Origin of the sequence: Paenibacillus sepulcri (assembly GCF_042647105.1) — a bacterium.
Taxonomy (GTDB): Bacteria; Bacillota; Bacilli; order Paenibacillales; family Paenibacillaceae; genus Paenibacillus_Z; species Paenibacillus_Z sepulcri.
Map to the genome: position 1 here is coordinate 46,339 of NZ_JBHRUP010000002.1, position 14,125 is coordinate 60,463.

A 14,125-nucleotide genomic window follows, 5' to 3' on the forward strand; every position below is an offset into this window, starting at 1 on the left:
TGATGGAGGTTGAAGCAAGTGAAGCTGCTGCAAGGAGTTATTCCTGTAATTATGACGCCCTTTACGGAGGACCAGGAAATAAATGAGGGCGCGCTGCGCCGGTTTGTCCGCCGTTTTCTGGACGCCGGCGCACACGGGCTGTTTGGTCTGGGCACGAACGGGGAATTTTTCTCCCTTACGCAAGAGGAGAAAATCCGGATCATGAAGATCGTCGTGGAAGAAGCGAAGGGAAAGGTTCCGATTTATGCGGGAACGGGCGGCATCAGCACAAGAGAGGTCGCGGCGCTGTCCGAGCGGATGGAGGAGATCGGAGCGGATGCGCTGTCGATCATCGCGCCGTACTTTCTTCCCTTCACCCAGCAGGAGCTGATCGACCATTACCGGAGTGTCGCCGCGTCGGTATCGCTGCCGATCGTGCTGTACAATTTTCCCGTACGGACAGGTGTCAATCTCGAGCCGCGGACGGTCGCGGAGCTTGCGAAAGTCGGCAATATCGTCGCGATCAAGGACAGCAGCGGCAGCCTGGATTTGATTAAGCAGTACATTGCTGCTGCGGGGCCGGAATTTGCCGTCCTCTCCGGTTCGGACGCTCTGCTCCTGCAGACGCTGAGAGCTGGGGGAAAAGGCGGCGTCAGCGGGTCGGCCAACGTGCTGCCGGAGCTGCTTGTATCCATCTATAACCTTTGGCAAAACGGCGATGAGGAGGCGGCCGAGAAGGCGCAGGCGCTGCTGGCTCCACTGTCGCAAGTGTACCAGAAGGCGACGCTGCCGTCGGTATTCAAGGAAGCGATGAACCGTATGGGACTTGAGGCAGGTCCATGCCGGTCACCGATCGCTCCGCTTAATCCGGATGCTTCCGCAGAGCTCGATCATGTGCTCGGATACTACCGGGAGCTGGGCTGCATACGTGAGGAATTGTAATTGTCAATAAATGAATGACAACAGGATACAGCTTCATATTCAAATTCGAGTCGGATAACCGGGGATGTTCCGTTGTCCGGAAAATGCGAGTAAGCGGGTTAGGCATTTAGAGGATGGGATCGGGAAAGGGGACAGGATAAGTGGCGACAATAGTGGTGGATAGCCGCGGGGAAGGCGATTTCCGGACCGTGCAGGAGGCGGTGGCGGCTGCACCGGAGCATTCCGGCGGGAGGACGGTTATTTATATCCGCAAGGGCATTTACGAAGAGAAGGTTATCGTTCCGGCAAGCAAAAAGGGGCTAAGTCTGATCGGGGAAAGCCGCGAGGGCACTGTGCTCGTTTATTCGGATTACGCGAACATGATCGGACAGGATGGCATGAAGATCGGCAACGACAACAGCGCCAGCACCTATGTTTACGCCGATGATTTCCACGCGGAAAGACTTACCTTCTCCAATCAGGCCGGATTGTACAAAGGGCAGGCGCTGGCGCTGGCCGTCGCCGGAGACCGGGCCGTCTTCCGCGACGTCTGCATCCGGGGCAACCAGGATACCTTGTACACGCCCGGACAGGGAAGACAATATTACGCAGACAGTTACATCGAGGGAACGGTCGATTTTATATTCGGATCGGCGACGGCGGTGTTCGAGCGATGTGAAATTCACAGCATCCGAAGACATAGCGGATATGTGACCGCTGCCTCCACAGCCGAGGAGCAGGCTTATGGCTACGTCTTTGTCAACTGCAAGCTGACCGGCACGGCGCCGGAGCACAGCGTCAGTCTCGGCAGACCTTGGCGGCCGCACGCCAAGGTCGCGTTTGTCCGCTCGTGGATGGACCGCCACATCCGGCCGGCGGGCTGGGACAACTGGCGCGATCCGAGCCGGGAAAAGACGGCCTCGTTCGCCGAATTCGGCAGCACCGGTCCCGGTGCCCGGACGGAAAGCCGCGCAGCCTGGGCGAAACGGCTGCCGGGGCCGGAAGCCGATGGGCTGAAGTCGTCCGCGCTGGGGGGAAGCGATGGATGGGATCCCGATGCAATGACAGTGGATTACAGCGGATTGTAAAGAGTGGAATCCCGAAACATTGGTGGTTGATCGAACCGGATAGTCATGATGGGAGACGGCGGATCTGCTGCGGCGCGTGTGTAAGATCCATTTTACAGGATGTATCTCATGAGCCTGGAATAGAAAATGGTCTTGCCGATCTTTTTTGAACACTGTGAAAATATAAATCAGGCCCAATATTCATACAGTATTTGGAATAAGATGAAGAAAATTGCGGTTGCTGCCATAAATCCGCGACGACGCTGTTTCTTCTTACAATATCAGAAAGCGAAAGTATGGCACGGTGAAGCCGCCATCTCCAGCAAGCAAAATCCTTCTTACAGAACGGCTGCCCCCAGGTTCAGGTGCTTTAAGCGGGAAAAACCGTGCAGCATCGCCAATCCGGCATCAAGTAGGGGCAAGCCGTCAATTCCAGCAAGCAAAATCCTTCTTGCAGACGGCTGCCCGGAGGTTCAGGTACTGAAAGCGGGAAAAACCGTGCAGCATCGCCAATCCGGGGTCAGCAGGGGCCAGCCGCCAATTCCAGCAAGCAAAATCCTTCTTACAGAACGGCTGCCCCCAGGTTCAGGTGCTTTAAGCGGGAAAAACCGTGCAGCATCGTCAATCCGGCATCAGTAGGGGCCAGCCGCCATCTCCGGCTCGCCGTCTTGCGCAGGATATCCCTATAGAAGAAGCGGATTCCGCCTAAAAATAGGATTTTACCCCGCGTTATAATGAACTCCAGAAGGTCGAGGGGCCGCATGGCGCGTACCCTGGACCGGGCAAAGGAGCAAATGCGATGAGTCCATATGGAGAATTGACGAGGGAATTTATTTTTGAAGAAGAGCGGCCGTTCCGGAGCTGCCACGCATCTACGCTGGTCGTGCTGCCGGATGAAACGGTCATTGCGGCATGGTTCGGCGGTTCGCGGGAGGGAGCCGGAGATGTGGCCATCTGGGCAGCACGTAGAACCGACGGCGTCTGGTCGTCCCCGGAGAAGCTGGCGGATCAAGACGATATGCCGCACTGGAATCCCGTGCTTTTCCGCCGGGACGACGGATTGATCCTGCTCTATTATAAAATTGGAAAAACCATATCGTCATGGACGACGATGGTCATGAGCTCTGTGGATGGCGGAATTACCTGGAGTCTTCCGAAGCAGCTCGTCGAGGGGGATGTCGGAGGAAGAGGGCCGGTGAAAAATAAACCGGTTATCCTGTCCGACGGCACGATTGCGGCACCGGCATCGCTGGAGCCAGCCTGGGATGCCTTTGTGGATTTGTCCCGGGACGGGGGCGAGACATGGGTCCGCAGCGAAACAGTTCCTCTTGACCACAGCGTTCTGCTTGGCAAAGGCATCATCCAGCCGGCAATATGGGAATCTCATCCGGGCATTGTACATATGCTGACCCGCAGTACGGAAGGCGCCATCTATCGGAGCGATTCCCGGGACGGCGGCAAAACCTGGAGTCCGGCGTATCCGACGGACCTCCCCAATAACAACAGCGGAATCGATCTGGTGAGGGCGGATGACGGGCTGCTCGCGCTAGTCTACAATCCCGTGCGCCCTGAGGAGGGCAGCACCAAAGGACCCCGAACCCCGCTGGTCATCCGATTATCGGAAGACAACGGACAAACATGGCACTCCGAGCTCCTGCTCGATCAGGGCGAGAAGCAGTATTCCTATCCGGCCGTTGTAGCTCGAGGAGATCATCTGTATGTGACGTATACATGGAAAAGAGAAAGAATCGCTTTCTGCCGGATACCCCTGTGCCGCCAGGCAGACAAGACATGAGGAGGAGTTTCACTTGACACATTGGTCCCTGTCGGAGCCCGACATCCAAAACAATCACCCGGAGCTGCCGTCATTTCCAAATAAGGTGTATTCCATCGCCGACTTCGGCGCGGTCGGGGACGGAGCGACGATGAATACCGCTGCCATTAACAGCGCGATTGAAGCCTGCTCCTCACTTGGGGGCGGAACGGTGAGGATTCCGCCGGGCATATGGCTGACCGGTCCGCTCAGACTGCAAAGCGGCATCAACCTCCATGCGGAGGGGGGAGCGCTGGTGCTGTTCAGCAGGAGCTTCGACGATTATCCGCTCATCCATACAAGCTATGAAGGCTTGAGAACGATGCGCTGCATCTCGCCGCTTTACGGAGCCGATCTGCATGACATCGCCATAACGGGAAAAGGCGTATTCGACGGATCGGGGGATGCGTGGCGTCCGGTCAAACGGATGAAGATGACCGAGCATCAGTGGAAGGCGCTCACCTCCTCCAGCGGCGTGACGGACGTAAGTGGGCGGATGTGGTGGCCGACGGAGCAGGCAATTCGGGGAGCAGCAATCGCCAAGCAATTGATTGAGAGTGGCGCAGCTGAACCGGAGGCTTACCTGCCGGCGCGGGACTTCCTGAGACCGGCGCTGCTGCAGCTGGACCGGTGCCGCCGTGTACTTCTGGAGGGGACAACGTTTCAAAATTCCCCCAGCTGGTGCCTGCATCCATGGCTTTGCGAGCATGTCACGATCCGCGGCATAACCGTCAAAAATCCGTGGTATTCCCAGAACGGGGACGGTCTGGATCTCGATTCATGCCGTTATGTGGAGATTGCCGACTCGCAGTTCGACGTTGGCGACGATGCCATTTGCATCAAATCGGGCAAGGATGCGGACGGACGGGAGCTCGGTGCGCCGTGCGAGAATATCAGCATACATGATTGCACCGTATATCACGGACACGGAGGCTTCGTCATCGGCAGCGAGATGTCCGGCGGCGTGAGAAACGTCTCCATCACGGATTGTCTGTTCATGGGCACCGACAACGGACTGCGGTTCAAGACGGCAAGGGGACGCGGCGGTGTAGTGGAGAACATCCGGGTCCGAAACATCAGGATGGTCGGCATTCCCAAAGAAGCGATTACCTTCAGCATGTTCTACAGCCATGCTGGCTCGGAACACCCGGTTGTCGTGCCCGTATCGGAGGGAACCCCGGTATTCCGCGATTTTCTGTTCGAGCATATTTATTGCACGGGCGCCCACCAGGCGGTTCATATGAAGGGGCTTGCGGAAATGCCGATTGAAAATATCCGGTTTCACGATGTGAATATCGTCTCGAAGAAAGGGATTTCCATGGAATTCGTACGAAATGCAAGCTTTGCCGATGTGACGGTCACGACTCGCCAGGGTCCGCTGCTGTCGCTTCGCGAATGCGGCGAAATCCGGCTGGAGAGGGTATCGCCCCAAGTTACGGACCAGCCGTTTATGGAGGTAGGCGGTGCCGGAACGTCCAATGTGGAGATCCACGGCACGGGAGCGGCACCATACAGGGTGGAATGCGCACCGGAAACAGATACATCGCAAATTCGGATTTATACAGGAGAGGAGCGGGAAGCGGAATGATTGCGGATTTTCGGCAGCAGGGCGAAACATTAAGGAGTGTGAGCGGAATGGAACGGTTTAACGGAGTCATTGCGCCATCGGAGAACGATCCGGAAGTGATGGAAGGTTTCCTTCCGATCAAATATGAAGCGGACAGCCATTCGGCCAATCTGCTGGCGCTCGACAACGGCGATTTGCTGTGCGTCTGGTTTTCAGGCAGCGGGGAAGGGAACCCGGATACGAATATCGTCATGTCGAGACTGCCCTCTGGCACGGGCTGCTGGTCGGAACCAGAGGTGCTGGCCAGCGACCCGGTGCGCTCGGAGCAGAATCCCGTCCTGTTTCAGGAGCCGGGAGGCGGGAAGGTATGGCTGTTCCATACGTCCAATCAGCCCCATGATCAGAAGACTTCAAGAGTTGTGAGCCGCATCTCGGAGGACCGGGGTCATACCTGGGGACCGGCGGAAACGCTGTTTGACGGACCGGGCATTTTCCTGCGGCATCCGGTTGTTGTGCTGAGGGACGGAGCCTGGCTGCTGCCGGCTTATTATTGCAAATCCGGCGGGCATTACAGTGTCGTCAAAATCAGCCTGGATCAGGGCGGCACCTGGGAGGAGCATGAGGTGCCGAACAGCCTTCACTGCGTGCAGATGAATGTTATCGAGCGGAGTGACGGCAGTCTTTACGCCATGTTCCGCAGCCGCCATGCCGACCGGATCTATACAAGCGTCTCTCCGGATGGACGCAATTGGTCGGTTCCCGAGAAGAGCATGCTGCCGAACAACAACTCCTCCATGCAGGCAACTGCTCTGCCGGACGGACGCTGGGCGCTCATCTTCAACAATTCCTCGATCGAGCGCGACCAGTTCCGCTGGGTGAAGAAAGGGGACGGTTTCCGGCGCAAGACGCTTCGGACGCCGCTCACATTGGCCGTGTCGGAGGATGAGGGAAGAACGTGGCCCCACATCCGAAACGTCCAGACGGCCGATCTGGAATACAAGGAAAGGGAGGTAGGCTATTCCTATCCCAGCATTATTTCCACCGGCGACGGGAAGCTGCATATCGCCTTTTCCTATTTGCGTAAAACGATCAAATATGTCCGCGTCGGCGAGGAATGGGCCAGTAAGCTCAGTTTTACCGGCCTCTAAGCCGTAGGGCATACAGACCAGCGGATAGGCAGCCATATTGAATATCTAGGCATCACAAAGGAAGCAGGCTGCCTGCAAGAAGTTTTGGGCAGCCTGCTTTTGTTTTATAAATTTCTATAGAATTTGAAGGAAGAAACATAATATGATTCCAGATGATGGTGTTTTCTGTTTCTTGAAAAGTATAAGATGAGGTTTTTTGCAGGTTCCTTGCCGGAAAGGTCATTAGGACTTTGCAGGCGTTGTGAGCAGAGCCTGAACAGGGATTCGACAGATGAAAATAACAAGAGAGCCGCTGTAATAAGGTTTTACCTTGCTGGATCGGCAGAATAGCAGCGAAGGCATGCTGTAAGCGGGAAAAACCGGCCTGGACAGGGAATCGACAGGTGAAAATAACCAGAGAGCCGCTGTAGTAAGGTTTTACCTTGCTGGATCGGCAGAATAGCAGCGAAGGCATGCTGTAAGCGGGAAAAACCGGCCTGGACAGGGAATCGACAGGTGAAAATAACCAGAGAGCCGCTGTAGTAAGGTTTTACCTTGCTAGATCGGCAGAATAGCAGCGAAGGCATGCTGTAAGCGGGAAAAACCGGCCTGGACAGGGAATCGACAGGTGAAAACAATCAGGGAGCCGCTGTAATAAGGTTTTACCTTGCTGGATCGGCAGAATAGCAGTGGAGGCATGCTGTAAGCGGGAAAAACCGGCCTGGAAACGAATGATCCTTTGGCAAACGTTCGTCCTATCTTCCTGGCAAAGGACAGAATGAATATCTTATACCTGCGGATTTGCTGGACCGGCGCATCATTCCAGTGCTCAAATAGCGCGGTAACCCTCCGTCTGATGGATCCGGCGGTGCTGCTGCGGGGTCATTCCTATTTTTTTCAGAAACAGCGCATGGAAGAATTTCATGTCCTTGTACCCGATCATGTTTGCGATTTGGTGAACGGGCTGATCGCTCGTCTCCAGCAGCTCGCAGCATTTTTGAATACGTAAATTTTGCAGGTACTGCGTGAAGGTGAGACCTGTCGACCTCTTGAACGAACGCTGAAAATGACTCTGACTCATATACATAAAGTCTGCCAGCTGTTTGACGGTAAGAAATTCGCAGTAGTGCTCCCGGATAAACTGCATCGCATCGTCCAGCTTGCCTGTCTTTCGGCACGGAACGTCTTGTGGAACGGCTTCTTCATGCCCGATGCGGTGAACCAAGGTTAGCAGCTGCATGAGCATACTGGACAAAATCGCTTCATAGCTTTCATATTTCCGCAGGTATTCCATATGCATGCTGGTAATCAGGGGCCGGATCTGATCATGCTTGTCGCCTATGTGCAGATACGGGATCTCCATCCCTGAAGGATGAAAAATAACGTAGTGAACGCTGGAGTCACAGGGGAGCAGATGCCTCCATTTGTCCAGCACGTCCAGCCTGAAAATACAGTTGTACACGACGAGCGGCTCGCGTTGATTCGGCGATGACGGCCGGAAGACGTGAGAGGTCCCGACCGGAATGACAAACAAATCTCCGCGTTTGACCCGGTATACCTGGTTATGGACATGATGATAGCCGGAGCCTTCATCGACATAACAGATTTCGATGAAATCATGCGTATGCTTGGGCGTCATAAACGCTTCTCTGATCCGGTTTAAATAAATACCGGTTTTCTCTTTGAAAAAACGATCCCCCTTCAGATGCCGCAATCGTCCATTCATAAATCTCACCCCGCTAATGGAATAAAGGCTTAAGCTCCCTTTTATTCTATTGAGGATAGGCAAGGAATGATATAGATCATTTTACATACAGAATAGGGCTAATACGTTCCTGCGGCGGGGCGGGGAGTGCATTTCGCCTATAGAATAAGCCGTTATCACCTATAGAGCCCGCTCGCATGCACCGTATAATAGTAGAAAATCCGGCTCTGCCAGACAAGCGGAAATTCTACAACCCAAAGGAGATTTTATGACCATTCATGCCTTAACAAGCGAAGATAACGGCAAAATTGCGGAAATTATAGAAAGTCCGGACGGCATCCGGTTCATCCTGCGCGGAGTGGGGCTCACAACCCCTTATTTTGCGGGAATGCTGAGCCGGATGCTGATCTGTTCATATGGCAAACCGTGGGATGCCGAGCCCGTCCTTCTGAATCAGCCCCGCGTTTCCTCCACTCCTGCATCGATTCTGATAAACGGCCAGATCAGGGATCTTGACGTGACGGTCGAATTATCGTTCGGCCTGCATCGGGTCCTGCATCTGATTGTGAATTGGACGAACAGGAGCGGGAAGCTGCTGGCCGATACGGCCGTCGGCATCGTATTCGAGCTGCCGGAGCGGGAGAAGGAGAATATAACGATTCCCCATATGATCTATAACAATAATCCGTCATCCGATCCCCGGAGAATTGTCCCCAAACTGGGTGCGGAAGAGGGATTCATATGTGAGGAGCACCGGCTGCCGATACCCTGCGTCAACGTGGAATGGACGGAGAAGGAGGAATCAAGCTATATTTCCTTATTTTCCGAACCTTCCCTCGCGTACACGGAGGAGGGAGATGGCAATTATGGCTCGCTTGGCGTCCTGCGGGATGACGGCCATACAGCGATTACTGCCATGAGCGGCGTTCTGATGTTTAATGGCGGGAAGGACATCTATTACGTGGGCAAAAGCAAGACGGAGCCCTATTCCGGCGGTTACCTTGACTTTCCTGCAGAATACAGCTTATCCAAGCATTATATGCTGGATTGGGGCAGGCTCCCGCAGACGGGCTGGGGTTTCCGCGAGGCCGTGCGGAAGGGCTGGCAGCTGTTCGAGCCGCAGGGAGCAAGCCCGCTGACGCTGGACGAGATCATCCGGCTGAAGACGAATGCGTTGGATGATCGCTGGCGCAGCTCCGAAGGAGCCGCCGGTTATATCAAATTCAACGATTCCAATGATTTCGGCAAAGTGAACCGGCATCCTCTTCACTTTCTGTACGGATGGACGGGACAATGTCTGAAGCTGGCCTGGTGCGACGCGAAGCTCGGCTTTGTTCAGGGCGACGAGGAGCGCATTGCCCGGTGCGGGCAGACGGTCAGTTTTTATTTGCAGGGGAGTGGGACCGGGGTGCCGGGATTGAGAAGCTGCTCGTATGAGCTGGAGAGCCGGACATGGGGGAATTTCACCTTGAACGGTGAATCAGTTGTTGCCAGCCGGGCCTATGGGGAGACGATTTCGGATCTGGCCGATATCATCCTGCTGTACCGCGAGCATGGCAGGGACGTGCCCACGCAATGGATCACAGAGCTGCGCGAGGCCGCAGATTTCTTCTGCCGCGCTGCGCTGCCCTCCGGGATCTATCCGACAGGCTGGCTGAAGGACGGCAGTGCATGCGACGCAATGGTGACGGGGGCAGGTGTTCCGTGCGTCATTGCGGCGGCCAAAGCATACAGGGCGACCGGCGACCGGAAGTATCTGGACCACGCCGGGGCTGTATTGGAGCGCTATTATGATCTGCATGCCCGCACATTCGAACGGCCGTTTGCAAGGTCGACGCTGGACGCAAGGTGCGAGGACAAGGAAGCCGGAATGTATTATTTTCTGGCGGCGTTTGAATTGTTCGATCTCACCGGAGATGCCCGTTACGGTCAGTGGGCGGAGGTGGCTGCCGATTGGCTGCTTACGTTTGTTTATGTCTGGAGTCCAGGGTACGACCCGGGCGCGCCGCTTCGCGAGAACCAATTCAACGCCGTCGGCTGGCCGGGTGTCAGTGTTCAGAATCATCATCTGGATGTGTTCTTTCCCACCTATGAATTGTGGTGGTTCGGCCGGATGACCGGGAACAAGGCATATTCGGAAATCGCCAAAACCGTAATGGAAGCGATGGGACAGGGCATCTGCACGAAGCCGGGGGAATGGGGTTTTACGGTTGTCGGGGAGCAGGGAGAAGGATTCTACCAGACTCATTACCATCAGCGCGGCCACAGCAATGTATGGAATCCTTCCTGGATTATCGCGCTTGTTCTGTCCAATGCTCTGCGGCTGCGTTACGGGACGGAGCCTGCATTCGCTGGATAGCAGTGCAAGAAATGTATGGGAGGGAGTAATGAAGATGGATATCGCCAGCTGCCTGACGCCCTATAAATGGAAGAAGCCGGTGCTGGTCGGCTCCGGCGTGCAGGGCGCCTTCGATTATCACGCGGTCGACTGCCCGTTCGTATTCCGCCATAAGGGCCGCTTTTATATGATGTATGTCGGCTTTGACGGGTCGGGCTATCAAACGGCGCTCGCCATAAGCGACGATCTTCTGATTTGGAAGCATCTGTCCACGATATTGCGCAGGGACAATGGCCCGGACTGGGATTCGAAGAATATCGCCGGAACCTGGATCATGCGCGACAACGATATGCATGGGCAGGGCACGCTCAAAAAATGGAACGGGAAATATTGGCTCGCCTATCATTCCTATCCCGGAGACGGCTATGAGGAAGGCTCGGCCAAAATCGGCCTGGCCTGGACAGAGGATGAAAGTCTGCTTGAATGGACCCGGGTCAAGGAACCGATTTTGGTCCCGGAGGACGGCGATTCGTGGGAACGGGGCGGATTGTACAAGGAATGCCTGCTTGAGCATGAGGGGAGCTTCTACCTGTTCTATAATGCCAAGGACCGGAATCACGGACGCTGGGTCGAGCAGACCGGTCTTGCCACCTCGACCGACCTTGTCCACTGGAAGCGGCATGGGCACAATCCCGTTATCCGGGTGACGCCGGACCGCTGGGACAGCGGCTTCGTCAGCGATCCCTGCGTGCTGCGGGACGGCAGCCGCTGGGTTATGTTCTTCTTCGGCTACGATTATAAGCAGGCACAGGAGGGAATCGCCTTATCGGACGATCTGCTGAGCTGGAGTAAATATCCGGAGCCGATCATTACAGTCGGGGGGAAAGGGGAGCTTGATTCCATTTTTGCACATAAGCCGTCGGTCATTACGGATAACGGTATACTCTATCACTACTATACGGCCAGCAGACGGCCGGAGGAAGGCGACCGGACATGCAATATTTTTCCGGAATTCCGCACGATAACGGTAGCGGCTTCCCGGAAGCTGCCGGAGTAACCGACCGCGCTGATAATGTCGGCATCCCCATTTGGACAACAGCAAACCGGGTGTACTGCGGGCAATGCGTTTGAGTTGAATAAATCGTTTAGAATAGTTTAGTTAAATTTAGTTAAAAGAAAGCTAAAAACAGGAGAGATTTAAGCTTAAAACAAATTGACTCTCAAAATCATCCAATGATAGCATGGATAATGAAGGAAATAACCCTGGATTTTCAAAATCGCCCGCTAAACCCGGATCGGATATTTTAGAACGGGTTTATGTAAGCGGTTTAAAAAGGGTTTCGAAAAGGGGAGTCGTTCCGTATGCGAGGTTGGCCCAGTTTGTCGAAGAGAGAAGCGAAACAATCGGTGTTCGTTAAATTTGCGCTGTCGTATTTGCTCATCCTGTTTATTCCCATCGCGATTGGAGCCTATCAATACTACCGGACGCAGGAGGTCCTGGTTGAAGACGCTACGGACCTGAATCTTGAGGTGCTGAGAATGAGCCAGGATATCGTGGACCGGCTGCTGCTGGAGACGGACGATCTCGTGTCGGCGCTCTCGGTAGACAACGAAATCATTAACCTGACCCAGACCGCAGGCATTCCGCCAACTCCCGAGCAAATGTACAACTTTTCACTCCTGCGGACCAGTCTGAACCGGTATGTGATCGCGAACAAATTGTTTCGGGATATTTATATCGTGATGGACAACAGCCGGTGGGTCGTGACGACCCGAACGACATTCGATTTGGCTGACAACTATATGCGGATCGACGGGCAGCCCTTCCAGTCCTGGATCGACAACGCGGTCAGGCATATTGACCAGAAGCAGTTTTTTAATCTGAACGACGTCTCCTTCGGAGGAGATGCGTCGGAGAAGCTCATCGCTTACGTGGATCCGCTTCCGACCGGCTTTCAAAGCAAGGCGCAGGGCTCGATTATCGTCTTTATCAATCAGAATGATATCGCGCGCCTGTTTCACCGGCTGGTCGCCAAGAACGGGGGCTTCGCCTACATCCGGGACAACCAGGGACACATGATCGCTCCGGCCTTCTCTGCGGGAATGAGCGTGGATATGGCGGAGCTGCCGGGGAATTACCCGGAGAAATCCGGCTCCTCCTTCGAAACCCTGAACGATACTAAAATGCTCGTTTCCCATATGGAATCCGACCAGAATGGCTGGACCTTTGTAGCCGCCGTGCCCGCAAGCGTCGTGCTGGCCAAAGCGGAATATATCAAGCGGATGATCCTGGCCATCACATCCGTCATTCTGGGGATCGGCATCCTCGCAGCGCTTTGGATGGCCTACAGAAACAGCAAGCCGCTTTCGGAGTTGACCGCATCGCTGAGGGAGCTCAGCAGCAGAATGGAGCGGCAGCTGCCGCTGCTCCGGGCGTCCGTGCTTGAGCGTCTGCTCAAGGGCTATTACAAGGAGGAGGAGCAGGCAAGGGCTGATCTGGCGGAAGGGAGGATCCTGCTTCCGGAAGACGCTTATTTTGCCGTGACGGTGTCCGTCCACAAGGAAACGATGGATCACGGCAGCTTCATCGATACGGATGAAGCCCAGGCGCTTATCTTAAGCCGCATCGAACGTCTGATGGAGGGCTTTCATTACGGGTTGAACATGAATGCGGACAATGCCGACCTGATCGTTTCGCTCCCCGCTCCGGTCGCGGATGCCGAACGGGAGCGATTGAAGGAGAGATGGCTGAAGGAGTCCCGTCTGCTGCAGGGCAATAACGGCATGCGGCTCATTCTTGGAGTCGGCAGATGGACGGACAAATTGATCGAAATATGGCGCTCCCATCATGAAGCTAGACAAGCCGCGGACTATCATGTTATGGGCGACCAGGGCCGTGCGATCTGGTACGGGGACCGCGGGCAGCGCTCCGGCTATTATTACTATCCAATCGACCTGGAGCTTAAGCTGCTTCATACCGCGAAGAACGGGGATGTGGACGGGCTGGAGCATTTGCTCCGGCATCTGGGCGAAGAGAATTTTACCGGACGCCGTCTGGACGCTGCGACGGCCAAGCAGTTCTCCCATGAAGTCCATGGTACGCTGCAGAAGCTGCTGGAGCAGATGGAGTTCGGCTCCGACAGCTTCGGAGAGTTGAGCGCGAAGCTTGCGCCTTGGCTGCAGGAGCTTGAGGCCGAAGCTGCCTGGCCGTCGCTGCAGAAAGCGCTGCGTATTGTTTGCGGTCATGTCGCCGCAAACAAGAAACAAAAGCAGGGCAGGATGGCGGATGCCATGCTGGAAACCGTTCATAACCGCTTTACGGATTCCGGTTTCTGCCTGACCGAGCTTGCCATGCAATTCAAGCTGTCCGAGAGCTTTATATCGGTGCTGTTCAAGGAGCATGCCGGAGAGAGCTTCTCCGACTATCTGGAGAAGCTGCGGATGGACCGGGCATGTCAGCTGCTGCACGGAACGGAGAAGAGCATCAATGATATCGCATCAGAGGTCGGATATAACAGCGACAAGACGTTTCGGCGCGCCTTCAAGCGCGCGGTCGGGCTGCAGCCGACCACGTACCGGGAATCGCTTAAATCCTGAGGCTTAACTGG

10 protein-coding genes are annotated in these 14,125 nt (G+C 55.2%); 9 read left to right on the forward strand and 1 reads right to left on the reverse strand.

Going from position 1 to position 14,125, the window contains the following annotated elements; genetic code table 11:
- Window positions 1-18: 18 nt before the first annotated feature.
- From dapA to ACFOLF_RS35400, 6 genes are all read left to right on the forward strand, one after another.
- Window positions 19-921, forward strand: coding sequence for a 4-hydroxy-tetrahydrodipicolinate synthase (gene dapA, locus ACFOLF_RS35375; protein WP_379113229.1), 903 nt, complete (start codon window positions 19-21; stop codon window positions 919-921).
- 140 nt (window positions 922-1,061) lie between these two features.
- Window positions 1,062-1,988, forward strand: coding sequence for a pectinesterase family protein (locus ACFOLF_RS35380; protein ID WP_210045951.1), 927 nt, complete (start codon window positions 1,062-1,064; stop codon window positions 1,986-1,988).
- Between the two features lie 126 nt (window positions 1,989-2,114).
- A complete protein-coding gene (locus tag ACFOLF_RS35385) occupies window positions 2,115-2,606 on the forward strand; it encodes a hypothetical protein (RefSeq protein ID WP_210045950.1) in 492 nt (163 codons plus the stop codon).
- Window positions 2,607-2,766: 160 nt separating this feature from the next.
- The gene (locus ACFOLF_RS35390) at window positions 2,767-3,762 is read left to right on the forward strand and encodes a sialidase family protein (protein WP_210045949.1); all 996 of its coding nucleotides are present in this window, start codon (window positions 2,767-2,769) and stop codon (window positions 3,760-3,762) included.
- Window positions 3,763-3,775: 13 nt separating this feature from the next.
- Window positions 3,776-5,368, forward strand: coding sequence for a glycoside hydrolase family 28 protein (locus ACFOLF_RS35395; protein ID WP_379113227.1), 1,593 nt, complete (start codon window positions 3,776-3,778; stop codon window positions 5,366-5,368).
- A 47-nt stretch (window positions 5,369-5,415) separates the two neighbouring features.
- A complete protein-coding gene (locus tag ACFOLF_RS35400) occupies window positions 5,416-6,495 on the forward strand; it encodes a sialidase family protein (protein WP_210046028.1) in 1,080 nt (359 codons plus the stop codon).
- An 808-nt stretch (window positions 6,496-7,303) separates the two neighbouring features.
- Here ACFOLF_RS35400 and ACFOLF_RS35405 read toward each other — a convergent pair.
- On the reverse strand, window positions 7,304-8,200 hold the full coding sequence (locus tag ACFOLF_RS35405; protein ID WP_210040291.1) for a helix-turn-helix domain-containing protein: 897 nt from the start codon (window positions 8,198-8,200) through the stop codon (window positions 7,304-7,306).
- Window positions 8,201-8,447: 247 nt separating this feature from the next.
- Between ACFOLF_RS35405 and ACFOLF_RS35410 the strand changes: the two genes are divergently transcribed.
- From ACFOLF_RS35410 to ACFOLF_RS35420, 3 genes are all read left to right on the forward strand, one after another.
- Window positions 8,448-10,538 carry a hypothetical protein gene (locus ACFOLF_RS35410; protein WP_379113223.1) on the forward strand — a complete coding sequence of 697 codons (2,091 nt, stop codon included), beginning with the start codon at window positions 8,448-8,450 and terminating at the stop codon, window positions 10,536-10,538.
- Window positions 10,539-10,566: 28 nt separating this feature from the next.
- On the forward strand, window positions 10,567-11,574 hold the full coding sequence (locus tag ACFOLF_RS35415; RefSeq protein WP_379113221.1) for a hypothetical protein: 1,008 nt from the start codon (window positions 10,567-10,569) through the stop codon (window positions 11,572-11,574).
- A 305-nt stretch (window positions 11,575-11,879) separates the two neighbouring features.
- Window positions 11,880-14,114 carry a helix-turn-helix domain-containing protein gene (locus ACFOLF_RS35420; RefSeq protein WP_210040290.1) on the forward strand — a complete coding sequence of 745 codons (2,235 nt, stop codon included), beginning with the start codon at window positions 11,880-11,882 and terminating at the stop codon, window positions 14,112-14,114.
- Window positions 14,115-14,125: the final 11 nt, after the last annotated feature.